Annotated in this window: 19 protein-coding genes; 11 read left to right on the top strand and 8 right to left on the bottom strand. The window is 72.6% G+C overall.

Annotated features, from left to right (window positions below; all coding sequences use genetic code 11):
* Window positions 1–64 precede the first annotated feature (64 nt).
* The 3 genes from WBN91_RS16515 (at window position 65) to WBN91_RS16505 (ending at window position 3,343) form a co-directional block, all read left to right on the top strand.
* Window positions 65–1,243, top strand: coding sequence for an LLM class flavin-dependent oxidoreductase (locus WBN91_RS16515; RefSeq protein ID WP_337724597.1), 1,179 nt, complete (start codon window positions 65–67; stop codon window positions 1,241–1,243).
* 69 nt (window positions 1,244–1,312) lie between these two features.
* Window positions 1,313–1,879, top strand: a complete 567-nt coding sequence (locus WBN91_RS16510; protein WP_337724596.1) for an HhH-GPD-type base excision DNA repair protein — start codon at window positions 1,313–1,315, stop codon at window positions 1,877–1,879.
* Window positions 1,880–1,894: 15 nt separating this feature from the next.
* Window positions 1,895–3,343 carry a serine/threonine-protein kinase gene (locus WBN91_RS16505; protein ID WP_337724595.1) on the top strand — a complete coding sequence of 483 codons (1,449 nt, stop codon included), beginning with the start codon at window positions 1,895–1,897 and terminating at the stop codon, window positions 3,341–3,343.
* On the opposite strand, the gene WBN91_RS16500 is transcribed toward WBN91_RS16505, so the two are convergent.
* The gene (locus tag WBN91_RS16500; protein WP_337724594.1) at window positions 3,283–4,473 is read right to left on the bottom strand and encodes an MFS transporter; all 1,191 of its coding nucleotides are present in this window, start codon (window positions 4,471–4,473) and stop codon (window positions 3,283–3,285) included. The two genes, WBN91_RS16505 and WBN91_RS16500, sit on opposite strands and share 61 nt — an antisense overlap.
* An 81-nt stretch (window positions 4,474–4,554) precedes the next feature.
* On the opposite strand from WBN91_RS16500, the gene WBN91_RS16495 reads away from it, so the two are divergent.
* The 6 genes from WBN91_RS16495 (at window position 4,555) to WBN91_RS16470 (ending at window position 8,313) form a co-directional block, all read left to right on the top strand.
* Window positions 4,555–4,875 (top strand): ArsR/SmtB family transcription factor, encoded by a 321-nt coding sequence (locus WBN91_RS16495; RefSeq protein WP_443217738.1) that lies wholly within the window; start codon window positions 4,555–4,557, stop codon window positions 4,873–4,875.
* Window positions 4,876–5,096: 221 nt separating this feature from the next.
* On the top strand, window positions 5,097–5,873 hold the full coding sequence (locus tag WBN91_RS16490; RefSeq protein WP_337724592.1) for an ABC transporter permease: 777 nt from the start codon (window positions 5,097–5,099) through the stop codon (window positions 5,871–5,873).
* Window positions 5,866–6,660, top strand: coding sequence for an ABC transporter permease (locus tag WBN91_RS16485; protein ID WP_337724591.1), 795 nt, complete (start codon window positions 5,866–5,868; stop codon window positions 6,658–6,660). Before WBN91_RS16490 ends, WBN91_RS16485 begins: the two co-directional genes overlap by 8 nt.
* Complete coding sequence (locus WBN91_RS16480; RefSeq protein ID WP_337724590.1) at window positions 6,657–7,613, top strand: ABC transporter ATP-binding protein; 957 nt, start codon at window positions 6,657–6,659, stop codon at window positions 7,611–7,613. The genes WBN91_RS16485 and WBN91_RS16480 overlap by 4 nt, the downstream gene beginning before the upstream one ends.
* 45 nt (window positions 7,614–7,658) lie before the next feature.
* Window positions 7,659–8,054 carry a bacteriophage spanin2 family protein gene (locus WBN91_RS16475; protein ID WP_337724589.1) on the top strand — a complete coding sequence of 132 codons (396 nt, stop codon included), beginning with the start codon at window positions 7,659–7,661 and terminating at the stop codon, window positions 8,052–8,054.
* A gap of 67 nt (window positions 8,055–8,121) precedes the next feature.
* Window positions 8,122–8,313: a DUF1918 domain-containing protein gene (locus WBN91_RS16470; RefSeq protein ID WP_337724588.1), complete on the top strand. Its 192-nt coding sequence runs from the start codon at window positions 8,122–8,124 to the stop codon at window positions 8,311–8,313.
* Between the two features lie 70 nt (window positions 8,314–8,383).
* Here WBN91_RS16470 and WBN91_RS16465 read toward each other — a convergent pair whose 3' ends face one another.
* On the bottom strand, window positions 8,384–9,256 hold the full coding sequence (locus WBN91_RS16465) for a TetR/AcrR family transcriptional regulator (protein WP_337724587.1): 873 nt from the start codon (window positions 9,254–9,256) through the stop codon (window positions 8,384–8,386).
* Between the two features lie 84 nt (window positions 9,257–9,340).
* Here WBN91_RS16465 and WBN91_RS16460 point away from each other — a divergent pair, with 84 nt between their 5' ends.
* Entirely contained in the window at window positions 9,341–10,270 is a 930-nt protein-coding gene (locus WBN91_RS16460) for an NAD-dependent epimerase/dehydratase family protein (protein WP_337724586.1), read from the top strand.
* A gap of 136 nt (window positions 10,271–10,406) precedes the next feature.
* Here the strand turns inward: WBN91_RS16460 and WBN91_RS16455 are convergent, their stop codons facing one another.
* The gene (locus WBN91_RS16455; protein WP_337724585.1) at window positions 10,407–11,222 is read right to left on the bottom strand and encodes an inositol monophosphatase family protein; all 816 of its coding nucleotides are present in this window, start codon (window positions 11,220–11,222) and stop codon (window positions 10,407–10,409) included.
* A 198-nt stretch (window positions 11,223–11,420) separates the two neighbouring features.
* Complete coding sequence (locus WBN91_RS16450) at window positions 11,421–12,410, bottom strand: malate dehydrogenase (protein ID WP_337724584.1); 990 nt, start codon at window positions 12,408–12,410, stop codon at window positions 11,421–11,423.
* Between the two features lie 159 nt (window positions 12,411–12,569).
* On the opposite strand from WBN91_RS16450, the gene WBN91_RS16445 reads away from it, so the two are divergent.
* Complete coding sequence (locus WBN91_RS16445; RefSeq protein ID WP_337724583.1) at window positions 12,570–13,160, top strand: pentapeptide repeat-containing protein; 591 nt, start codon at window positions 12,570–12,572, stop codon at window positions 13,158–13,160.
* On the opposite strand, the gene WBN91_RS16440 is transcribed toward WBN91_RS16445, so the two are convergent.
* From WBN91_RS16440 to WBN91_RS16425, 4 genes are all read right to left on the bottom strand, one after another.
* A complete protein-coding gene (locus tag WBN91_RS16440; protein ID WP_443217737.1) occupies window positions 13,154–16,396 on the bottom strand; it encodes a glycohydrolase toxin TNT-related protein in 3,243 nt (1,080 codons plus the stop codon). The genes WBN91_RS16445 and WBN91_RS16440 overlap by 7 nt on opposite strands.
* Window positions 16,397–16,470: 74 nt before the next feature.
* Window positions 16,471–18,162 carry a TNT domain-containing protein gene (locus WBN91_RS16435; protein ID WP_337724581.1) on the bottom strand — a complete coding sequence of 564 codons (1,692 nt, stop codon included), beginning with the start codon at window positions 18,160–18,162 and terminating at the stop codon, window positions 16,471–16,473.
* Window positions 18,159–18,626: a hypothetical protein gene (locus WBN91_RS16430; protein ID WP_337724580.1), complete on the bottom strand. Its 468-nt coding sequence runs from the start codon at window positions 18,624–18,626 to the stop codon at window positions 18,159–18,161. The genes WBN91_RS16435 and WBN91_RS16430 overlap by 4 nt, the downstream gene beginning before the upstream one ends.
* Complete coding sequence (locus WBN91_RS16425; RefSeq protein WP_337724579.1) at window positions 18,589–24,690, bottom strand: WXG100-like domain-containing protein; 6,102 nt, start codon at window positions 24,688–24,690, stop codon at window positions 18,589–18,591. The genes WBN91_RS16430 and WBN91_RS16425 overlap by 38 nt, the downstream gene beginning before the upstream one ends.
* Window positions 24,691–24,709 lie beyond the last annotated feature (19 nt).

Genomic DNA, 24,709 nt, shown 5'->3' with positions numbered 1-24,709 from the left:
TCCGACCCCGACCGGCGGGCTACGTTCTCGCGGACCACGCCGCCGGTCCGAGGAGCAAGCGCCGATGAAGATCGACGTCTTCAACGAGATCCAGGACCCGCGCCCGTGGCAGGACGGTCACCAGGCGGCACGCATCGGCGAGGCCCTGGAACAGGCGAAACTCGCGGACGAGCTGGGCTACGGCTGCTGGTGGCAGGTGGAGCACCACGGCGCGGAGGAGTTCAGCCTGTCGTCCGCGCCGGAACTCATGCTCACGGCCATCTCCCAGCACACGTCCCGCATCCGCCTGGGCCACTCGGCCGTCCTCGCCCCGACCCGCTTCAACCATCCGATCCGCATCGCCGAACGAGCGGCGATGCTCGACGTCCTCAGCGGCGGGAGGCTGGAGTTGGGCCTGACCCGCTCCACGATCCCGGAATGGCGCTTGTTCGGCATCGACCCGGCGGACGTGCGGCGACAGACACAGCAGGCCTTCGAGATGGTCCCGAAGATGTGGACCAGCGACCGCTTCTCGTATTCGAGCGAGGACTTCGAGATCCACGACGTCCCCATCGTCCCGAAGCCCTTGCAACACCCCCACCCACCGCTGTGGCAGGCCGCCGCGACCCCCGCGTCCTTCGAGGAAGCGGGCAGACGCGGAGTCGGCGTCCTGGGGACGACCATCTGGGAGTCGGTGGAACGCGTCCGCCGCATGGTCGCCCTGTACCGAGCGGCAGCGGAGTCCTGCACCACCCCGGTAGGCGCGACCGTCAACAACCAGATCGCTTTCTTCACCTTCGTCCACTGCGCCGAAACCGACGAACAAGCCGTCCGCAACGGCGCAGTAGCAGCCGCAGCCTGGTACACCGTCCAAGCCCTGACCTTCTTCGAAGCCGCCGCCGCTTTCGTCGAGAACGTGGAACACCAGCGCACACTCATGGAAGACCCGTCAGGCGGCGGCCTGACCGGCGACTTCCTCAGAGCAGAAGCCGCCACCTTCACCGGCCCCAACCAGGCGCAACTGGTCATCGGCCGGGTCCTCCAGGGCGAACAGGTCCCCGACGAGGAAATCTTCGAGGCCCTGAACGCCCAGGACTCCTTGATCGTCGGCAGCCCGGAAACCTGCCGCAAAAAACTCCGCACCTACGCCGACCTCGGCATCGACCGCCTGATGGCCTTCCACCAGGTGGGCAACCTCTCCCACGAGTCGGTGATGACCAGCCTCCGCCTGATCGGCGACCTGATCCCGGAGTTCGACAAGTAACGCCCCAACACACCGCCCCCGGCACTCTCGTGCCAGCACCTCCGCGCCTGCCGTGGGATGCTTCCGGCCATGACCCGGAAGGTGTGCCTGGCCCAGACCCCGGAGGCCGACGAGCTGTTGGCCACGGACATGTTCGCACTGCTCGTCGGCATGTTGCTGGACCAGCAGATCCCGATGGAGAAGGCGTTCAGCGGGCCGAAGGTGTTGGCTGATCGGATGGGTGGGTTGTCCCCGCAGGCGGTGGCGGAGGCTGGGGAGGAGGAGTTTGTGGCTGTCATGGCCGAGACTCCTGCTGTGCACCGGTTTCCCGGGTCGATGGGCAAGCGGGTGCAGGCGTTGGCTCGGGCTGTTGTGGAGGAGTACGGCGGGGACGTTTCCCGGATCTGGGCCGACGGGGACGGGAAGGTCGTGCTCAAGCGGTTGAAGGCGTTGCCCGGGTTCGGGGATCAGAAGGCTCGGATCTTCCTCGCCTTGTTGGGCAAGCAGTTCGGGGTCGAGCCCGAGGGGTGGCGGGAGGCTGCCGGGGCTTACGGGGAGGTTGGGTCGCGGCGGAGTGTGGCCGATGTCGTCGACTCCGTGACGTTGGGTGAGGTGCGGGAGTACAAGAAGGCGGCCAAGGCTGCGGCCAAGGGGTGAAGTTAGAGTCCCGGCGTGCAGTTGCCTGGGCTGACTGATCTCACACCGTTGGGGCAGGGCGGGTTCGCGACCGTCTACCGGGCTCGTCAGGTCCAGCTGAACCGCGATGTAGCGGTGAAGATCGACAACCGGGTGCTGCACAGCGAGCGCGACCGGCGGCGGTTCCTGCGGGAAGCGCAGGCTGCGGCGCGGTTGTCCGGGCACCCGAACGTGGTGGCGGTGCACGCCGCCGACATCACCCCACAGGGCACGCCCTACCTGGTCATGGAGCTGTGCACGGGCGGGTCGCTGGCGGACCTCGTGCGGCGGGAAGGGCCGTTGCCGGCGGAGCGGGTTCGGCGGTTGGGCGTGCAGTTGGCCGACGCGTTGGCGGCTGCGCACGCAGAAGGGGTCCTGCACCGGGACATCAAGCCCGGCAACATCCTCGTGGACCGGTACGGCAACGCCAAGCTGGCGGATTTCGGGCTGGCCGCACTGCTGGACGCCGAGGGCGGGTCGACGGTCACGCGTGACGCGCTGAGCCCGAGCTACGCCCCGCCGGAGGCCTTCGCGATGGCCCAGCCGACGCCGGCGGCGGACGTGTACGCCTTGGCGGCCACCCTGTACGACCTGCTGGCGGGCCGACCTCCTCGGCCGGTGCCGTGGCCGGTCGAGTCCTTCGACCACCTGGGTGAGGTGTTGCGCTCGCCGGTGCCGGTGGTGGCCGGAGTTCCGCAGGATCTGCACGAGACGTTGGTACGTGCGCTGACACCGGACATCGCGTATCGGACGCCCACCGCCGCGAGATTGCGGGACGAGTTGCGCGGCGAGGGAAATCGAGAGGGCCACAAAGCCAGCCACGAAGAGGTGCGCAGAGACGTGTACCAAGGGGTGCGCGAGCACGTGCGCGAGGAGGTTTCGGGGCCGCGGCAGGCGGTTGGAGGGCCGCCGGGGCGGAAGAAGGCTTGGGCGGTTGTGGTGGGGGCGGCTGTGCTGGCGGCGGTGGTCGCGGTGGGTACCTGGTGGTGGGTGTCGAAGGATCGGACCGCGGCGGCCGGGTCGACGGGTGGCACCACGGGGAGCAAGCCGGTCGAGGTCGAGCCGCCGCCGCGGTTGAAGGTGTGTGCGACGGGGTTCTGCGTCGCCGAGCCCACCTGCTACCACGGCATCAACTCCGTGGGAGGCAAGGCGTCCACCGCTCGCCGGGCCGCCGACTGCGCGATCCCCCACTTCTGGGAGGCGTTCGCAGGCGGGTGGTTGTCCGGGGCCGTGCCGCAGGTCGACAACGACGCGTTGATCGTCGCGCCCGAGGTCAAGGACGTGTGCACGGCCGCCGCGATGAAGGCCAACACGCGGCCGACCGTGGACACGTCCTCCTGGGAGATCACCGCGATCGCCTTCAGCGAGGGCGACCGCGCCTACTTTCACTGCTTCGCCAAAGACCCCTCCGTCGGCGAGACGACCACCAGCGCCTTCGGCTCCTGAGGCCGCAGCGCGAAGATCACCAGCACCAACGCGACCACCGACAGCACCGACGCGATGGGTGCCAGCGGCAACAGGCCGACCAGGCTGATCACCAGGCCGCCCACCACACCGGACAGGCCGACGCCCAGGTAGATCGCGGAAGCGTTCAACGACAGCAGCAGACCGCTGTTCTGAGGCGCCAACTCGATCAGCCACGACTGGATCGGCGGGTTGGCCGACCACGTCAGCGCGCCCCACAGGAACAGCGCGATCGCCGCGCCGGGCACGCTGGTCATGGTCAGCGGCAGGGTCGCGAGCACCACCGTGAAGCAGCTGAACAGCACGATCAGCACCCGCCGGGTCTCGAACCGGTCGGTGATCCGGCCGCCCGCCCAGTTGCCGAACACGCCGCCGATCCCGTACGCGACCAGCAGCAGGCTCGTGGCGAGGCCGTCGACGTGCGCGGTCGCGGTGAGGAGGGGTGCGATGTAGTTGAAGACGGTGAACACGGCGAGGCACGCCAGCACGGTCAGGACCAGCACCATGATCACGCGGCGGTCGGCGGCCGGGGCGAAGCGCTCGCGCAGGGCGACGGCGGGTGGCGCCTCGACACGCGGCAGACCGGCCCACACCGCCACGGCGGCCACCGCCGTCACGCCCGCGATGAGCCCGAACACGCCCCGGTAGCCCAACGGCCCGCCGAGCAGGTTGCCCGCCGGCACGCCCAGGACCAGCGAGAACGTCAACCCGCCGAACACCAGCGCCACGGCCCGGCCCCGGCGGTCGGGCGGGGACAGCACGGTGGCGACGAGCGTCGCGGCGGGAGTGAAAACGGCGGCACCCAAGGCGCTGATCACCCGTGCGACCAGCAGCAACGGGTAGTTCGGGGCGAAGGCGGCGAGGAGGTTGCCGGCGGCGGACAGGGCGAGCGCCGCCACCAGCAGGGTCCGCCGCTCCCAGCGTCCGGTCACGGCGGCGAGCAGCGGCGAGGACAACGCGTAGGCGATGGCGAACGCGGTGAGCAGCTGGCCGGCGGTGGCGTGCGAGACGTTCAGCTCGTGGCTCACGGCCGGCAGGACGCCGGACACGATGTACGCGCTCGTGCCGATGGTGAACGCACCGGCGGTGAGCAGGTAGGTGCGAGCAGACATTGGATGCGGTTCCCCCAGTCGTGTGATGCTTCGACGGGAACCGTACTACGAGGTTCATCGAAATACGATGGCCGTCGTAGGATGGGACGCATGACCGCAGTGCTGCCCCACCCCGAGCGCGACGAGATCAGGATCGAGGCGGTCCTGCACGCCCTCGCCGACCCGGTGCGGCTGCGCATCGTGCGCGAGCTGGCGCAGAGCGTCGAGGGGATGTCGTGCGGGGTGCAGCTCGACCTGGGCATCAGCGCGTCGACCCTGACCCACCACGTCCGCACGCTGCGAGAGGCCGGCGTCGTTCGCGTCCAGCCGCGCGGGACCTCACGGATCAGCAGCCTGCGCCGCGAGGACCTGGACACCCTCTACCCGGGCCTGCTCAACGGCATCCTTGCCGCACCCCGCTAGCCGCGGCCGAGGCCGTCGCGGTTGGGGTCGCCGGGCCGAGGGCCATCGGGGCTGAGTAGTCGGGGCCGGGCAGTCGGGGCCGGGCGGTCGTCGGGGCGTCGCGGAGCTGCCGTCTTGCGTGCGAAGGCTTGGCCTCCGGCCCCCGAACCGATCATCCCACGAGCCACCGACAATTCCGCGTGCCCGAAATCCGGTTGCGGGCGTTCCTAGTGTCGTAAGACGTGCGCGCCTACGCCCATCTCGCGCTCGCCGGATTCCGCCGTTACTCCACCTACCGCCAAGCGATGTTCGGGGGCCTGGCCGCGAACGTCGTCTTCGGCCTGCTCCGCACCGCCGTCCTCGTCGCCACCGTCGCCGCCGCGCCCGTCGCGGGCTACGACGTGGCTGCCGCTGTCACCTACGTGTGGCTCGGGCAAGGGCTGCTCTCGTTCGTCGTCCTCTGGGGCGAAACCCAGCTGTCCGAACGCATCCGCACCGGGGACGTCGTGGTCGACCTCTCCCGGCCCTGGCACCTGCAAGCCGCGTTGCTCGCCGAGGACCTCGGGCGGGCCGCGTACGCCGTCGTCGTGCGGCTGGTGCCGCCGGTCGCTGTTGGGGCGCTGTTGTTCCCCTTCCGCTGGCCGGAACCTGAGACCTGGCCGCTGTTCGCGGTCAGCGCCGTGCTCGGGCTGGTCGTCAGCTTCGGGCTGCGGTTCATGCTCAACTGCACCACGTTCTGGCTGCTGGACAGCCGGGGCGTGGTGAACATGTACGCCGTCGTCAGCGGGTTGTTGTGCGGGCTGATCGTGCCGCTGGCCTTCATGCCGGAGTGGGCGCGGGACGTGTTGTGGGCGACGCCCTTCCCCTACCTGCTGCAAGCGCCGATCGACGTGTTCCTCGAACGCGATCCACAGTGGACTGTGCTGGCGTGGCAGGCGTTCTGGGCCGTGGTGGTGTTGGCCGCCGGGAACCTGGTGTTGTCGCGGGCCGTGCGGAAGGTGGTGGTCCAGGGTGGTTGAGACCTACCTGCGGCTCGTGGGCGCACGCCTGCGGGGTCAGCTCGCGTACCGGACGTCGTTCACCATCGAGGTCATCGCGCAAGCGGTGGTGCAGGCCATCGAACTCGCCGCGATCACCATCCTGTTCAGCCACGTCACGGAGCTCGGCGGGTTCTCGGCCGACGAAGTCATCCTCATGTACGCGATCGCCGCGACCGCGTTCGGGCTCGCCGACCTCACCGCGGGCCAGCTCAACGAACTCCCCACCTACATCCGCACCGGCTCGTTCGACGTGCTCCTGTTGCGCCCCTTGGGAACGCTGCCGCAGGTGATGGTCGGGGACATCCGCCTCAAGCGCATCGGCCGCACGCTGTTCGGGCTCGGCACGATGGTGTACGCGTTGGCGCACAACGACATCGCGTGGTCACCGGCGAAGGCCGCGCTGGCCGCCGTCGCACCGCTCGCGGGCGCGGTGATCTTCGGGTCGGTGTGGGTGGTGGCGTGCGCGGTGTGCTTCTGGATCGTCGAGGGGCAGGAACTGGCGAACACCGTCACCTACGGTAGCAACGCGTTCACCTCCTACCCCGTCACCGTGTACTCGGGGTGGCTGCGCCGGTTCATGGCGTTCGTCGTGCCCGGCGCGTTCGTCGCCTACTACCCCGCGCTCGCGCTGCTCGGCCGGACCGATCCGTTGGGCGGGCCGGCGCTCCTGGGTTGGGTCTCACCGCTGGTCGCACTGGCCGCCGCCGTCGTGGCGGGGCTGGTGTGGCGGTTCGCCGTTCGCCACTACCGAGGGACCGGGTCATGATCGAAGTCCGCGAGCTGTGCCGCGAGTTCACCGTCACGACGAAGGCCGGGCGGTTCCGGCGGACCCGCACGACGGTCCGCGCGGTCGACTCGGTCAGCTTCGACGTGGCCGCGGGCGAGGCCGTCGGTTACGTCGGGCCGAACGGCGCCGGCAAGTCCACCACCATCAAGATGCTCACCGGCATCCTCGTGCCGACCTCCGGGCACGTCCGGGTGGCGGGCGTGGACCCGTCGCGCGCCCGGCGGGACCTGGCGCGGCGGATCGGCGTGGTGTTCGGGCAGCGCAGCCAGCTGTGGTGGGACCTGCCGCTGCGGGACAGCTTCGACCTGCTGCGCTCGATCTACCGGGTGGACGCGCGCGACCACGCCCGCCGCCTGGACGAGTGCGTGGGACTGCTGGACCTGGCGGGGTTCCTCGACCGGCCGGTGCGGCAGCTGTCGCTGGGTCAGCGGATGCGCGGCGAGGTCACCGCGGCCCTGCTGCACGGCCCGGAGCTGCTGGTCCTGGACGAGCCGACGATCGGGCTGGACCTGGAGTCCAAGGAGCGGCTGCGCGAGTTCCTTGCCGACCTCAACACCTCGCGGGGCACCACGCTCCTGCTCACCACGCACGACCTGGACGACATCGAACGGCTGTGCCCGCGGCTGGTGGTGATCGACCGCGGCACGGTCCTGGCCGACGGCCCGCTGGAGGCGCTGCGGGCGGAGGTCGTGCCGGAACGGGTGCTGGTCGTGGACCTGGAGAAACCCGCCGAGCCGCTGGAGGGCGTGCCGGGCGTCATCGACGTGAGGAGCGAGTTGGGCGGCCTGCGCCAGCACCTCACGTTCCGCAAGGACCGGACGACCGCCGCCGCGGTCATCGCCGCCGTCGCCGCGCGAGCCGAGGTGCACGACCTGGTCGTCGAGGAACCCGAGATCGACGATGTGGTGCGCCGGTTGTACGCGCGTCGGTAGAGTCGGGCGAAACGGTCACGCACCACCTACTCTCGGGAGTTCACCATGCGCGCAGGTCGTCCGGTCGCCACCATCCTGCTGGCACTGGGACTCGTCGGCGCGGTGTCCGGGTGCGAGGCGGTGCAGCAGGCGCAGGACACCGCCAACTCCGTCGGCCAGGCCGCCGACAAGGCGCAGTTGTGCCTGGACGCGCTGTCCCTGGCCGGCTTCACGCCGAACGCCGCCGACCCGCAGAAGGCCGTCGAGGAGACCCAGGCCAAGGCGAAGGAGCTGGAGGCCCTGGCCGCGAAGGCCGGCGACGCCACCCTCAAGGACGCCATCAACGGCGTGTCGGACTCCATGAGCCAGTTCACCGCGGCGGACCTCTCCCCGGCCAAGCTGGCGGAGTGGACGTCGAAGAAGCTGGAGACGGTGAACAAGCTTTCCCAGGCTTGCGGCTGAGCGGAAACGCCAGGCTGTCGGTACCTTCGAAGGCGTCCTACGCTGTGACGCACCGGAGGTGTTGCAGATGCACGCGACAGTAGGCGACCGGTTGCACGTCCACAGCCGCGCCGTGGGTCTCGACGAGCGGGTCGGCGAGATCCTGGAAGTCCGCGGCGCGGAGGGTGCACCCCCGTACCTGGTCCGCTTCTCCGACGGCCACGAGGGGCTGGTCTACCCCGGCCCCGACTGCCTCGTCGAACCCCGGACCGGCGACTAGCGCCGAACCGGTCCGCCGGTCGGACGGCCAGGCCGTCCGACCAGACCGGGTTGCCCAGCAGTCTGACGGCCTAGCCGGGCAACAACGACTCCACCTCGGCGCGGTACAGCAACGCCGGGTCGAACCCCATCGGCCCGAACTGGCCCGCGACCTCCAGGCTGAGCACGCCGTGCAGCCTGGTGAACGCGCGCAACCCGGTCAGCAGGACGGTGGGCGGAAGTTCGCCTTCACCCCGCGACAACGCCCAGGCCGCCAACTGCCCGTCCAACACGAGCCCGGCCCGCGAGGGCGCAGGTCCGGCCCCGGCACCCACCGCGCCAGCCCTGGCAGCCACCGCGCGGGTTCCGCCACCTGCCGCGCCCGCCGACCCGCCGCCCGCACCCACGGACCCGGCCGCAGCCCCGCTACCCATCGCCGCGCCGGCCGACCCAACCTCAGCACCCGCCGGCCTGGTGCCTGCCGTCGAGTTGGCTGCCTTCCAGGACCGGTCGACCCGGGTCTCGTCCTCGGAGGCCTCGGCGAGCACGCTCAGGAATGCGCTCATCGTGCGGTGGGCCAGGGCGATGGTGTCCTGTGGTGCGTGGTAGCCCGGTAGGGGGGTGCCGAAGAGCAGCAGGTAGCGGTGGGGTTGGCCCACGGCGAAAGCTCGGAACGCGTCTGCGAAGCCGTGCACCCGCTCTCGGTGTGGCCGGCCCTCGGTCGCCGCCACGGAGGCCTCCACCTGGTCGGCGAGGTCGCGCCATGCGTCTCTGACCAGGTCGTTCAGCAAGTCGTCGCGGTTCTTGAAGTAGCGGTACAGGGCGGGGCCGGTCACGCCCATGCGCTTGGCGATCGCGTTGACCGAGATGCCCTCGACGCCCTGTTCGGCCAGCTGCTCCAGGGCGATGCGCTTGGCCTCCTCCTTGGTGTCCTCGCGGTACTTCTCGCGCCGGCTGTTCACCACGTGCCGCCACCTCCTTGAGAAGGCACTCTAACTTGTGTTAGAACTTCTAACACAAGTTAGATGGGCTCAGGAGGGTGAGACGTTATGACGGTCGTGGTGTTGGGTGCGGGGCGGGGTATCGGGCACGAGATCGCTCGGCAGCTCGTCGTGGACGGGCGTGAGGTGCGGGCGGGTACCCGGTCGGGGGGTGTGCCGGAGGGGGCGGAGGATGTCCGGGCCGATCTGATGGACCGGGAGTCGGCGGTCAAGGCCGCGCGGGGCGCCTCGGTGATCCACTTGGCGGCCAACGTGCCGTACACCAGTTGGGTGGACATGCTGCCGACGATGTTCGACAACGCCGTCGCCGCTGCCGAGTCCGCCGGGGCGAAGCTCGTGCTCGCCGACAACCTGTATTCCTACGGCCGGGTGCCGGTGCCGTTCGACGAGAAGACTCCCGAACGTCCGACCGGAACAAAGGAGAAACTGCGCAGCGCGTTGGGCAAACGTTTGCTCAGCGCATCGGTGCCCGTGGTCCTGGCCCGGTCCAGCGACTACTACGGACCGGGCGGCTTCGGGTCGCTGCCGGGTGAACTGGTCCTCAAGCCGCTCGCGGCGGGCCGGCAGCCGTTCTGGTTCGGGCCGCTGGACGTCCCGCACACCTTCGCCTACCTCGGCGACACGGCCCGCGCCCAGATCGTCCTCGGCGACGACCCACAGGCCGACGGCCGCGTCTGGCACACCCCGGCCGCCGAGACGCTGACCGTCCGCGAGTTCATCGCCCTGGCCGGGAAGGTCGTCGGCAAGACCGCCAAGACCGGCAAGACCACCAAGGCCTTTGCCCTGCCGCACGCCGCGGTCCAGGTCATGGCGCTGTTCGACAAGCGGGTGCGGGGCATGGGCGAGCTGGCCCACCAGCGCACCAAGCCCTGGGTGGTGGACCACTCCGCCTACGAGACCACCTTCGGCCCGCTGCCGGTGACGCCCCACGAGGAGGCGATCGCGAAGACGGTCGAGTGGTACCGCGGGCGGGACTGAGGTGCACGCCCAGCCGACCGGGGCGCAGGTTAAGCCGACCGGGGCGCAGGGTCAGCCGACCGGGGCGCAGGGTCAGCCGACCGGGGCACGGGGATCAGCCCGACTGGGGTGGGGGATCAGCCGGACTGGGGCGGGATCAGCCGAGGATGGTGGTGATCAGGTCGTCGGCCAGGGCGGGGGTGGCGGCGGCGATGCCGGACCAGCGGCGGGTCAGGTCCGGGTCGAAGGTCAGGGGGCGGCCGTGCAGGTCCAGGAGTGCGCCGCCGGCCGCCGGGACGGTGATCAGGGCCGCGATCAGGTCCATCAGGCGGTGGGTGTCGGAGCCGGGGTCGGCGAAGGCGTCGACCGAACCCTCCGCGACCAGCACCGTCTCCAGGCACGTCGTGCACAGCACGCGGATGCGGTCGGCGGCGTTGGCGACGCGCATCCAGGCGTCCTCGGTGCCGCGCTTGGGGCGCATCAGGCACACCGACGCGCCTTTCAGGACCGTGCGGCCGGAGGTGCGGTAGGGGGTAGGTTCGCCCGCCTTCGCGGACCACGCGCGGCCGGTGTCGAACCAGACGGTCAGCGCCTCGACCGGCTTGTCGTCCAGCACCAAGGCGCCCGCGAAGCACGACAGCGGCACACCCAGCGCGGCGTTCGCCGAGCCGTCGACCGGGTCGATCACGAGGGTGGCGGCGGACCCGTTGTCCACGAAACCCGCCTCCTCGGACAGCAGGTTCACGCCGGCCTCCGCCGCGGCCTCGGCGATCGCCGCCTCCACGATCGCGTCCACGCGCATGGTCGGCGTGCCGTCCGCACCACCGGCCACCTCCTCGCGCAGCTCGGCACGGGTGTATGCCGCGCGGGCCTGCTGGTAGGCGCGGGACGCCGCTCGGGCGGTGGCGGCCAGGGCCGGGTGGGTGTCGGGCGACAACTCGGGCTGCGGGACGGGCCACGGGTTCTTCGTCACGGGGTCCAGCCTTCCACGAACCGCGCGCGAAGAAGCCCCCGTGCGCCGGAGCGCACAGGGGCCTCTCGAAAAGCAGGAGCGCCGCGAGGGCTCAGCCGAAAGCGGGTCCGAGCGAGCCCGCGGGGCTCAGCCGAAAGCAGGCCGAGCCGGCAGCGGGGCTCGACCGAAAGCGAGCCGCGAGGCTGAACCAAAGCGGGCTCAGATCAGGCCGAGGGCCTTCACCGCGTCGCGCTCCTCGACCAGCTCGGCCACGGAGGCGTCGATGCGGGCGCGGGAGAAGTCGTCGATCTCCAGGCCCTGCACGATCTCGTAGCGACCGTCCTTCGACACGACCGGGAACGAGGAGATCAGGCCCTCGGGCACGCCGTACGAACCGTCCGACACGACCGCCGCCGACGTCCAGTCGCCCTCGGGGGTGCCGTTGACCCACGAGTACACGTGGTCGATGGCCGCGTTCGCCGCCGACGCCGCCGAGGACGCGCCGCGCGCCTCGATGATCGCCGCGCCGCGCTTGGCCACGGTCGGGATGAAGGTGTTCTCCAGCCAGTCCTGGTCGTTCACGGCCTGCGCCGCGACCTGGCCGCCGACCTCGGCGTGGAACAGGTCCGGGTACTGGGTGGCCGAGTGGTTGCCCCAGATGGTCAGCTTCTTGATGTCGCTGACCGTGACACCCAGCTTCTTGGCCAGCTGCGACAGGGCGCGGTTGTGGTCCAGGCGGGTCATCGCGGTGAACCGCTCGGCCGGGACGTCCGGCGCGTGCTGCTGGGCGATGAGGGCGTTGGTGTTGGCCGGGTTGCCGACGACCAGGACGCGCACGTCGTCCGCCGCGCCCGCGTTGATGGCCTCGCCCTGCGGCTTGAAGATGCCGCCGTTGGCCTCCAGCAGGTCACCGCGCTCCATGCCCTTGGTGCGCGGGCGGGCGCCGACCAGCAGGGCGATGTTCACGCCGTCGAACGCCGTCTTGGCGTCGTCGGTGATGTCGATGCCGGACAGCAGCGGGAAGGCGCAGTCGTCCAACTCCATCGCGGTGCCCTCGGCGGCCTTGACGGCCTGCGGGATCTCCAGCAGGCGCAGGCGGACCTGGACGTCGGGGCCCAGCAGGTGGCCGGAGGCGATGCGGAACAGCAGTGCGTAGCCGATCTGGCCGGCCGCACCGGTGACGGTGACGTTCACGGGCGTGCGGGTCATGAGCCTTCCCGAATGACGATCTGACGGCTTCAGTCCCCGGGCACGACCACTAGGCAGGCAGCACCTGTCAGCGGCGGTCTCTACTCCGGGACCGGCGCATCGGGCGGTTTGCCCGACGCGGTGAGGTTACCAACCGGCGAACGATGACAAGGTGTGACAGTGGACATCATCCTCGGGGACGACTTCAGCGACGCCGATCTCGTGGGGCGGGAGTGGGAGGGGCGGTCCTTCGAGCGGTGCGACTTCACCGATGCCGACCTGCGGCGGCTGGTGACGTCGGGGTGCACGTTCACCCAGTGCACGTTCGAGCGCACCGACCTCGGCGAGTCGCGGCACTCCGCCACCGCGTTCCGGTCGTGCCGCTTCGTGGGCGCGACGCTGGCGTCGGCGTCGTTCACGTCGTGCACGTGGCTGGGGTCGTCCTTCGTGGACTGCGTGCTGCGGCCGGTCGAGCTGGTGGAGACCGATCTCACGCTGGCGAGCCTCGCGCGGGCACGGCTGCGGAAGGTGTCGCTGCGCGGGCTGCGGCTGCGCGAGGCCAACCTGGAGGACGCCGACCTGCGCGACGCGGACCTGCGGGAGGCCGACCTGACCGGCGCCCGGCTGCGCGGGTGCGCGTTCGACGGCGCGGACCTGCGCGGGGCGCGGCTGGACGCGAACGGGCTGGTGGCCGCGTCCCTGCGGGGTGCCGTGGTCGACGTCGAGCAGGCGATCGCCTTCACCGCCGCCCACGGCCTCCGCGTTCAGTGAGCCGGGGCCTCCTGGTTCGCGACCTCGACCAGGACGCCGTCGGCGATCAGGTCCTCGACGGCCTTGGGCAGCAGGTAGGCGGTGCCGCCGCCGGGCTGCTCGAACCACGGCACGGCGACGCCGGTCAGCACCTCGACCGGGCGGCGCAGGCGGTAGACGCGGTACGGGCGGTTGATCCACGACGGGACCAGTGAGCGCTCCTCGAACGGGGTGCCGGCGACGTAGACGAGGTTGCCGGAGCCGTCGCCGAAGCGGTCGACCTCCATGCCGGCGGGCAGCTCGACCATCTTCTTGTGGCGGAAGAGGGTGAGCGGGGGTTCGCCGTTGAGCGGGGTGATCGGCCACTGGCGGGCGGCGGGCTTCGGGGACTCCTGCGGCTGCGGCGGCGCCGGGCGGCGCGGGGGTTCCTCGCCGCGGAACCCGTTGGTCATGGGCGGGCGGTCGTCGCGGAAGGGCTCGCCGTTGAGGGGCGGGCGGTGCTCCTCGCGGAAGGGCGGCTCCACGGGCGCGCGGTGGGGCTCCTCGCGGAAGTTCTCGACCGGCGCGCGGTGCGGCTCTTCCCGGAAGGGCTCGACCGGCGGGCGGTGCGGCTCCTCGCGGAAGTTCTCGACCGGGGCGCGGTGGGGTTCCTCGCGGAAGGGTTCGCCGTTCATCGGCGGGCGCGGGGGCTGGGGGCGTGGCGGGGGCAGGGGGCGCGGGGTGCGGCGGCCGGTCAGAACGAGCTTGCCGACCAGGTAGGCGGCGGCGTCCTCGACGCGGTCGAAGCGGACCGGGTTGGTCGGGCCGTGGTCGAACCAGGAGACCTCCCAGTCGCGGCCCTCGGTGCGCAGCAGCCACGTGCGGTCGACGGGCTCGCCGAAGCGGTACGCGGCGGGTGGCACGTCCAACTCGTCCAGCGCGCGGCGCACCCCGGACAGCTGCTGCTCCTCCTCCGGCGTGACCTGGCGCGGCTCCACCGGCGCGGGTTGCGCGGGCGGCTCCGGGTCCTCGAAGCGCGGCTGCTCCTCGGTGAACCGCTCGTCCTCGGCGAACCGGTCGGGCTCGCCGAACTTGGCCGGCTGCTCGAACTGCGCCTGCTGCTCGAACTGGGCGGGCTGGTCGAACGCGGGCGGCTGGTCGAACTGCGCCTGCTGGTCGAAGCGGGGCTCTTCGTGGAACTGGTCGAACTCGGTCGTCTGCTCGGCGGCCTCGACGGGCTCCGGCTCGGGTTCCGGTTCGGGATCGGCGGACGCCTTGGCGGTGAATTCCGGCTCGGTGGCGAAGTGCGCGGTGTCGGCGAACTCCGGCGGGTCCGAGTACTGGGTGTCCTCGGCGTACTCGGGCTCGTCGCCGTACTTCTGCTCGTCGACGTACTTGGGTTCGTCGGTGAACTGGGGCTCGTCGGCGAACTCCGGCTCCTCCGCCACCTGCTCCTCGGCGGCGGGCTCGTCGGTGACGACCTCCACCTCCGCGGTCTCCTCGGCGGGCTCGGGCTCGGGACCCTCCTCGGCGAACGGGTTCCACGCCTGGGTGGTCTCGACGTCCTCGGCGTCCCGGTCGTACTTGGCGGGCGCGAAGAGGTCCATGCCGTCCACATAGGACTCGCGGCGGTACCGGTCGTCGATGACCGGGCCGTCCTCCTCGAACCGGACCCGGTAGGGCGGGCCGCTGTCGCTGAACTCGACGCGGTCGGCGCGCAGCTCGGTGAGGTTCGCGGTCTCCTCGACGTCCGCGCGCGGCGGCTCGGGCTCGGCGGGCAGCTCGGGCAGCGGGGCGGCGACGGTCTCGGCGACCTCCACCGGCTCGTCGTGCGGCGGCTCGGCGAACGCCTCGAAGGGCTCGGGGGCCTCGGCGACCGGCAACGCGGTGTCGCGGGGCGCGGCGGGTGCGCCCAGGTTCGCGGCGGCGGCGACGCGGGCGTCCTCGGGCACCTCGGGCAGCACGTAGTCGTTCGCCTTGGCCCGCTCGACCAGCTCGGGCTCGGGCGGCACGCCGTACGCGCGCAGGTAGTAGCCGACGGCGGCGGGCCAGATCCAGTGGCCGTCGGTCTGGAACGCGACCGGCACGACGGCCGGGGCGTCGGGGTTGAGGACGTCGGCGTCGAAGCCGCGCCCGATCACCGCGACCGGCGCGCGGTCGAGGTAGCTCAGCAGCAGCTCACGCTCGCCCTCGGGCACCGGCGGGCGGTTGACGGCGGGGCGGCCACCGGGTCCGGCGCCGTCGAACACGCGGGCGGTCCGGAACCCGCGCGGCGGCACCGGGCCGGTCAGGACGGGAGCGGGCAGACCCGCGCCGGGTGTCGACGGGCCGGGGTGGTGCGCCTCGCGCTCGGGGGCCTCGCCGGCCGGGGCCTCGTAGGGCTGCGGCTCGTGGGCGGGCGGGGCGAAGGGGGGTTCGGGGTGCGCGGCCTCGTGCGGGGGCGGCGGGAAGAGCTGCGTCTCCTGGGCGGCGGCGTCGTGCGGGCCACCGAAGCCGTGGGGCTCGTGCGCGGCCGGCTCATGCGGGCCGGCGAAGCCGTGCGGCTCGTGCGCGGCCTGCTCGTGCGGGCCGCCAAAGGCATGGGGCTCGTGCGCGGCCTGCTCGTGCGGGCCGGCGAAGGCGTGCGGCTCGTGGGCCGCGGGCTCGTGCGGGGTGCCGAAGGAGTCGTGCGCGGCGGGCTCGTGCGGGCCGAAGCCGTGGGGCTCGTGCGCGGCGGGCTCGTGGGGGGCGAAACCGTGCGGCTCGTGGGCGGCGGCCTGCTGGCCGCCGGGCGGCGTGGGCGGGCCGGGCTGGGCCGGGAGGACCGGGCCGGGCGGGGTCGGGGGTGCGGACTGCTGGGCCGCGGTCAGGCGGCGGCGCAGCCAGTCCGGCACGTTCTCCTCGGTGCGCGGGAAGAAGCGGACCTCGTCCACGTACGCCTGGGGCGGCGGGGGCGTCTGCCACGCGGGCTCGGCGCGGTCGAAGTCGAGGTTGTAGCTCGACGGGTGGTCGAGCTGGTAGCGGGCGTTGGACCAGCTCCCCCGGCCCTCCCGGTACATGCCCGCGCGCAGCCGCGCGAACAGGCCGGCCACCTCCTGCGGCGGCTGCCAGGCACGCAGCGCGCCGTCCGCCGCCCGCACCTCGGCGGCCAGCTCGAAGTACCGGCCGGTGGCCCGGTACTCGGCAGTGACGTGGCGCCAGTCCTCCGGAGCGGCCCGCATCAGCGTGAGGCCGATCTGCTTGACCAGCGCGTCCTGCTCGGTCGGGTTCAACGGCTTCGGCTCGGACACGCCCACCATCTTCCCCCGCGACTCACCGTGCGCGCACGGGACCCCGTTGCGCCGAACGGACGAACCACGGGGCGCGACCGAAACTAGACCCCCGGTGGCTGCGCGGTGGCCTCGGCGATCTCCACCAACCGGCCGTCGGCCAGCAGGTCGCGGACGGACGCGACGAGGAAGTACCCGGTGCCCCCGCCGGCCTGCCCGAACCACGGCACCGCGACGCCCTTCACCGCCGGCACCGGCTGCTGGACGCGATACACGTGGTAGCGGCGGTTCAGCCAATCCGGTGGCAGCGAGCGCTGGCCGAACACCGTGCCGGCCACGTACACGAGGTTGCCGTTCTCCGCGCCGAACCGGTCCAGCTCGGTCCCGGCGGGCAGCACGACCGCCTCCCGGTCGCGGAACAACGACAGCGGCGGCTCGTCGGGCAGCGGCTGGATGTCGGCCACCGGCTGCACCACCTGCGCCCGGCCGCCCGCGCGCTCGGCGTCCCGGTCGTCGCGCCACAGCAGCTCGGCCAGCAGCACCTTCGCCGCGTCCACGGCGTGCTCGTAGACCCTCGGCCGACCGTGCGGCCCCCGGCTGGAGTCCCAGAACTGGACCTGCCAGCCGGACGGCCCCGGCGCGGGCTCCAGGACCAGCGCGTCCGGGCGCGGCTCGACCAGCCCGTACTCGTGCTCGGCGACCCCGAAGTGGTCGAGACGGGCCTTGAGCTGCTCCAACGCGCGCCGGTCGGCGTCGGTGACCACGCGCGGCGCGTACGCGGGCAGCGGCGCGCTCTCGGCCTGGCCGGAGGCGACGGCGGTCGCGGCGGCCCGGGCGTCCGGGGACACCGGCGGCACGGCGTAGCCGTTGTCCCGGATGTGCTGCACGAGCTGCGGCACCGGCGGCACGTGGTGGTGGCGCAGGTAGTAACCGACCCCGCCGGGCCACACCCACGTGCCGTCGGTGTGGAAGGACAGCGGCACGCCGGGCGCGGCGTCGGGCTTGAAGACGTCCTTGCCGTAGGAGCGGGCGGCCAGGACGACTGGCGCGCCCTCCAGGTAGGCCAGGACGTCGTCCAGCTCCTGCGGGTGGGGGCGGGGACGGTCGGCGAAGGTCGGCACGCCCTGCGCGTCGAGGCCGTCGAACAGCGGCGCGGCCACCAGCGGCGCGGCCGGCGAGGCGGCCGGCGACTGGGCGGGGATCTGCGCGGTCGGCGGCTCGGAGGACTCGGCAGCCGCGGTCTCGGCGGCGGTCCCGGCTGCGGCGCTCTCAGCGGCCTCGGTCCCGGCAGTCCCGGCGGCGGTCCCAGCGGGCTCGGCGGCGGTGGTCCCCGCGGTGGGTTCGGCGGCTGCGGGTTCGGTGGCGGGCTCGGGGAGGCCCGCCTTGGCGGCGAGCCAGCCCGGGACTTCGTCCCGGGGGTGCAGCTCCAGCTCCTGCGCGTAGTGCTCCGGGTTGGGCGGGGACGTCCAGTCCGGCTCGGCGTCCCGGTTGAACTCCGCCGAGTACGTGTCCGGGTGCACCAGGTGGAACTTCACCGACAGCCACGTGCCGCCGCCCGGCCGCGCCATGCCCTCGCGCAGCTGCACGAAGAACGGCAGCGCCTCGTCGGGCAGCCGCCACCGGAACGACGACCCGTAGATGGTCAGGCCGGTCGCCTCGGCCTCCAGGTACCGCCCGACCATGCGGAAGTCGACGAACAGCTGCTCCCAGTCGCCGCGCAGCCGTTGCACCAGCAGCGTCGTCACGGAGCCGAGGATCGCGTTCTGCTCCTCGAGGTCCAACTGCGGCGCGGTCATGCGTTCTGCTCCTCGGTCGCGGCTTCGGCGAGCTTGGCCCGCAGCCAGTCCGGCACGAACGCCTCGTCCCGGGGGAACGCCGCCACGTCGCGGGCGAAGTCCGCGGCGGGCACCGGCGGGTCGAACTGCGGGTCGTGGTCCAAGTTGTAGGTGATGTCGATGCGCAGCGGCGCGTTGACCACGCACCGGCACGAGAACCACGCGCCCCGGCCCGGCTGGTAGAGCGCCTGGCGCAGCTGCGCGAACGCCTCCGGCAGGCCCTCGGGCGGCAGCACGTCGGGCGTCGAGCCGTCCGGCATGTACACCGTCAGCGCGAGGTCCTGCACGGCGACCGTCATCCGCACCAGGAGGTCCACGCGGCGGAACCCCTCGGGCGCGACGTCCAGCAGCAGACCGCCGATGACCTGGAGCAGCTCGTCGTGCCGCTCAGAAGCCGACTGGCCAGAGGGCTGCGTTGTGCTCATTGGGGTAGCTCCTGACGTAGATCCCGGTCGTGCCGTCCGGGCGGGTCACGTGCCAGCGGGTCTGGTACGTGTGCGGGTGCCGGGTCAGCGGGTCGCGCAGCGCGAAGGTGTCGATGATCTCGACCGTACCGCCGGCCCTCATGAACTTCGACCGGTCCCGCTCCATCCGGTGCCACGTCTCGTCGGTGGCGAACGCGGGCCGGCCGTTGCCCTGGTTCTGGTCGCGCTGCTGGCTGGACTGGTTGGCCGCCTCGCCGGGGAAGCCCAGCTCGTTGCCCTGGTGGTGACCGCCGTCGGACAGCTTCTTCCCGCGGCCGTCGACCTCGCCGTGCGTGCCCACCTCGCTCTGCGCGGACCCGTCCCGACGGATCGCGCCACCGGAGGACAGATCGGGCCGCCGACCGGTGGTGGCGACGGTCTCGCCGTCGCTGTTGGTGCGGCCCCGCCACATGTCGTTGTCGGTGGTCAGGACCGCGTTGGGCAGCGGCAGGTTCAGGTCCGGGCTGAACGGGCGGAACGTGTGCATGTGGCCGACCGAGCCGTCGTGGCCGGTCTGGAACGTGCCGTAGCCCTGGTCCTGGTGGTCGTCGAGCACGAACCGGGTGCCCGGCGGCAGGTCCGCGCGGGCGGCGAACGGGTCGCTGTTGCCGAACGGCCGGGTGACGGCAGCGTGCTGCTCGGGCGTCCAGGACGACGTGTCGCCGGTGACCCTCACGGAGTAGACGTACTCACCGTCCACTTTGTTCCGTTCGAGGGTGAGCCTGACCTCGTTGTCCGGCCTGGGCCACGTGGTCGTGGGCTGTTCGGCGCGGCCGAGGCCGTAGAAGCCGTCCGAGGTGATCTCGGCGTGCGCCGGGGCCTGGGCGATCTCGGCGTTGACCCGGCTGCGCTGCCCGGAGTGGGTCTCCTCGAACACCACGTGCCCGGTGTCGTCGGTGAGGAACCGGCCGCGCCGCTGGCCGTGCTCGTCGGTGACGACGTACTCGGTGTTGGGGTCGTGCAGCTGGCCGGGGCGGCTGAACGGCTGGTTCTGCTTGAGGTCGTCCACCGCTTTTTGGTGCGTGGTGGGCGGTTCGACGCGGTCGACGGCGTTCTGCGGGCGGCCGTTGGCGTCGGTGGTGAACTCCTGGTGCACCGGGCCGCGGTCGATGTTGTAGTTCGCGCCCGCGATCGGGTGCATGACCTCGGGGTTGCGGCCGTTGTCCAGGAAGTCCGGCGCGGCGATCCACTGTGGACGGCCGGTCCCGTCTGTCTGGACCGTGCCGCGGTGGTTGCCCTCGGTGTCGTAGACGTCCATCCGGGTGTCCGGCGGGAGGTCCGTGCGCGCGGTGAACGCCTCGCCGGGCCGGGGCGCCATCGGGTGGTTCTGGTCGATGGTCACGCGGCCGTTGGCGGCGGGCGGCGGCGGGTCGATCAGGACCGTGCGCTGGACCTGGACCTCCTGACCGCCGATCTTGATGGTGTCGGTCGTGGTCTGGCGGGTGCCGTCCTGGTTGGAGACGAACACGTCGTGCCGGTTCCCGGTCTCCACGCGGTAGTGGGCGTTCGGCGCGGGGTGCAGCAGCTCGGGGTTGTCGCTGTTGCGCGCGATGGCGTCGACGAAGACGTTGCCGTCCGCGTCGACGTGGACGACCGTGCGGACCTGGCCGTCCGGGTTGCGCACCTCGATCGTGGTGTCGCGGGGCAGGTCGGTGTTGCGGAACAGTGACTCGCTGCCCTGGTAGGTCTCCCGGTGGGTGGTCGGCGGCTGCTGCCACGGGGTCTGGACCTGGGGCTCGATGTCCAGCCTGCCGCGGTGTTCCCCGGTGGCCAGGTCGCCCTTGGGCTCGTGGCCGGGCGGCATGCCGTTCTCGCCGACCGGGGTGCTCGTGCCGTCCGGCTCGAACCGGTGCCAGCCGCCGTCCGGGGGGATCCTCGGTCCGCCGGACTCGTTCGGTGAGCTGGAGTAGAGGTTGCCGTGCTCGTCGGACCAGGCCAGGCGGTCCGGCGCGACGACCGGCTGACCGGTCTCGCGGGCGACGTGCGCGGCGAGGCTGTTCTCGCCGCCCGCCGCCGCGTCGCAGCCGACGAACACCAGCGGCCGGTTCGCCAGGTCCGGGTGGTTGTTGATCAGCTCGACCAGCTCGGCGCGGGTGTAGTGCCGGTCGCCGATCCGGACGCCGTCGCCGTCGGTGTGGATGTCCAGGACCGCGTGGCTGTCGGTGGGCGGGATGCGGCCGGACAGGTCGTTCAGGTGGGGCTCGGTGTGCAGGGCGACGCCGGCGTCGGTGACCTGGCTGTTCCGGATCGCCTGGTCGACGGTCTGGGAGACCTGGCCGAGCGGGATCGGGCCCTGGTGGGCGACCGGGCCGATGTCGGGGGCGGCGGCGTGGGGCGTGTAGTCGTCGAACGCGCCGTTCCGGGCCTGGTCGACGGTGACCGGGTCGGGCGTGCGGACGTTGCCGTTCTCGTCGAACGTGCCGAAGTCGGGCGGCAGCACCTTGCCGTCGGCGGGCGGGACGTCCACCTCGCGCATCAGGCCCAGGTCGATCAGGCGCTGGACGCTCATCTGGCCGGTGTTGGGGTCGACCAGGTCGGGGTGCGCGACGGGTTGGAGCTGGCGGGCGCCGCCGGGTTGGTCGAAGGCCGGCGCGACGGGGGCGAGCTCGACGGTGAGCGGGGCGTCCAGGACGTAGACGTGGTAGCCCTTGCCGAGGCTGTCCGGGAGGATCGCGCGCTCGCCGAAGCCGTACGGGTTGCCGTCGGTGCCCAGCGGGGAGAGGAAGTCGCCCTGCGGGCTGCCGAACCGGTCGAGGACCGTGCCGGCCGGGAGCTCCACCACGACCCGGGGGCCGTCCGCGCCCTGGTTCGCGGGCCAGTTGATCGAGCCGTCGGCGTTGGAGTGGGCCTGGATGAACGGCTCGTAGCTGCCGTACGGGCCGTAGGGCTGGTAGCCGGGTTCGACGATGGCCGCGGCGCGTTGGTCGTAGGTGCCGACTTCGCGGTCCGTGGGGCCGGTGCTGTCGTGGAAGGAGTGGTAGGGGCCGTCTTGGGAGAAGCCGGGGACGACGCCGGCCGGGTTGCCCCAGACGCCCTTGTGGGGGAACGGGTCCGCGGGGGTGGCCGGGGTGTCGGACTGCGTGTCTTCGGGCCACTCGTGGCCGGCGGCCGGGGTGTGCTCGTCGCCGGGCTCGCCGACCGTGTCCGCCGGGGTGTCGGCAGGTGTCTCCGCCGGGGTTTCCGTCAGGGCTTCCGTCGGGGTGGGTTCCGGGGTCGGCTCGGGAGTCGGTTCCGGAGTGGGGTCGGCGGAGGAGTCCGGCGTGGGGTCGGCGGCGGGCGGCGGGTTTTCGGTGCCGCGGGCGGCAGGCGTGTCCGTGCCGCGGGCGGCAGGCGTCTCTGTGCCGCGGGCCGCCGGTGAGTCTGTGCCGCGCGCCGCCGGGATGTCCGTGCCGCGGGCTGCTGGTGAGTCTGTGCCGCGCGCCGCCGGGATGTCCGTGCCACGGGTCGCCGGGGAGTCCGTGCCGCGGGCGGCCGGGGCGGGGGCTTCGGAGCGCGGGGTCGGTGTCGGGGTGGGCGCGGAGTGGGGGGCGGTTGGGCCGAAAGTGCCTGGTTGGGGGCCGAACGTGCCCGGTGCGGGAGTCGGCGGAGGGGTGTGCGGCGGCGGGGTGGCCGGGCCGCGTTGTTCGGGCATGACCGGGGAGTTCTGGTGCGGGATGTGCGGGGCGTCCGCGTAGGGCTGCGCCGGGATCCCGGTGACCGAACTCGCGCCCGTGTCGTCGTGGGGACCGAAGTTCTGCTGGTTGTTGCCCGGGTTGGGGTCGCTGAAGAGCCCGCCACCCACCGGCGCGGACGGCCCGCGTCCACCGCCGCCGCCACCGCCTGGCGCACCGCCTCCCGGCGCACCCATCGGCGGAGCCGCGAACCCACCCGCCATCGGCATGGAACCCGCCCCGCTCGACGGACCGCCGGCAGCCGGACCAGTCCCGACAGGGCCGGAGGGTGCCGGAGCAGGACCGAAACCAGCGGGACCGGTCGGAGCCTTACCGCCCGCGACGGGCGCGGTCCCCGGAGTCGGACCACCGGTCGCGGCCGGTCCGCCGGGCACTGCTGCGCCACCAGTCGGAGTCGCGCCGCCAGGTGCGGTCGGGGTGCCGGGCACCGCTGCGCCACCGGTCGGAGTCGGGCCGCCGGTCGCCGCCGGACCACCAGGCACTACCGCGCCACCGATGGAAGTCGGGCCGCCGGGTGCGGTCGGACTACCGGGCACCGCTGCGCCGCCGGTCGGAGTCGGGCCGCCGGTCGGAGTTGGGCCGCCGGGTGCGGTCGGGCCGCCGGGAGTGTTTGAACCGCCGGGAGCGCCCGGGATGCCAGGGCCGGCCGGGCTGCCGGGAGTGGCCGGGACGCCGAGGCCGGTCGGGCTGGCGTGAGTCGCCGGGATGCCGGGAGCGGTGGGGCTGGTGTGGGGAGTCGGGCCGCTGTGCGGGGTGGGGCTGCTGCCGAACGGGCTGGTCGAGGTCGGCATGTGGGGCAGGCCGGGAGTGGGGCCGCCGAACGTCGGGCGCGGGGCTCCGCCCTGGGGCGAACCGCCACCAGGGGTCGCGCCGCTGCCGGGGGTCGGCCCGCCGCCAGGCGTTGGGCTGCCGCCGGGGGTGGGGCCGCCGAACGTGGGTGCGGGGCCGGGAGTCGGTGCGCCCGACCTCGTCCCGCCCGGAGTAGCCCCGCCCGGGGTAGTCCCGCCGGGTGTGGCACCGCCCGCGGTGGCTCCGCCGGGAGGCGTGCCCACAGGTGCGGAAGGGGTGTGGTGCGTGCCCAGGCCGGCGGGTGGGGCGCTGCTCAGGCCCGTTGGCGTGCGGCCCGCCGGAGAGGTGCTGCCGGGAGTCGGCGTTGCAGGCGAGGCCGATGGTGTAGGTGTGCTCGGTGCTCCCAAGCGTCCGCTGATGGACGACGTCCCGCCCGTCACCGGCGAAGTCGGCACGGTCGCCCGCCCACCGGAAACCGCCGGAGGCGGCGAGTTGTCGCCGCCACCAACACTGGGCGGTGGCGCGACAGGAGCAGGCGCGGGTGCAGGAGGGGCGGAGACCGCAGATGTGGTCGTGCCATCGCGGCCGACCGGGTTGAGGCCGTCGCGGCGCACGCCGGGGCCGGGGGCGGTGGGCGTGCCGGCGGGAGGCGCCACGGTGGGCGGTGGGCCGATGTCCGGCGGGCGGGAGACCGAGCCCGGGTCGCCGGGGTTCACGCGGGGTGGCTCGACGGTGATGCCGTCCTTCGCGCCTCCGATACCCCCGGACACCGCGCCGGACGTCGCACCCAGAAGCACGTCCCGCGCGCTGATGTCCTGGCCCATCACAGCAGCGGTACCGACCGTGGACACCGCGCCCTCGACCGCACCGCGCGTAGCGCCCGCAGCCACCTGACCGGCCAGGCCACCACCCTCGAACTTCAACCCACCGGACAACCCGCCGACCACACCGGACACAGCGCCGGACACCGCGGCCTCGCCGGTCTTGCCCCAGTCCCACTGGGTGCGGTCGCCGCGGGCCATCTGGATGCCCTGGATGACGACGTCGATCCCGACCGAGATCGCCACCTCGCGCAGGATGGCCATCACCAGCTGCCGGAACGTGAACTGCACGATCAACCGGGTCGCCTGCTGCGCGATCGGGATACCGGCGGTGGACGCGCCGAACGTCCCGAACGCCGCCGCGATCAGCGCCGCGATCTCGATGGCCAGCGCGATCAGGGACGCGATGATCGACAGCTTGGTGTACTCGACCTCCAGCGCCGAGTTGTCGCAGCTCTCCGCGAGCTGCTCGCACACCTTCTGCAACTTCGGCAGGTACGAGTCGTCGCCGCCGGCGAACTTGGTCCAGTACTCCTCGAACCGCTGCGCCGCCTCGCCGACCTGGCTCGCCGTCACCGTCGACGCGGCGCCGTTGGCCTCGTCGATCACCGACTTCACGCCCTGCGCGGCGGTCCGGTAGGCGTCGGCCATGCGCCGCAGCGCCGTCTCGTCGCCCTCCGGCCAGCTCTGCCCGACCACGATCGGGAAGAGCCAGGTGACCTCGCTCGGGATCTCGATACCCACCGCTCGCGCCCCTCAGCAG

The organism is Saccharothrix sp. CCNWYY140, from assembly GCF_037401995.1.
In the GTDB taxonomy this organism is placed as follows: Bacteria; Actinomycetota; Actinomycetes; order Mycobacteriales; family Pseudonocardiaceae; genus Actinosynnema.
Note: the sequence above shows the minus strand (reverse complement) of the source record. Positions and strands in the feature narration are given on the sequence as shown.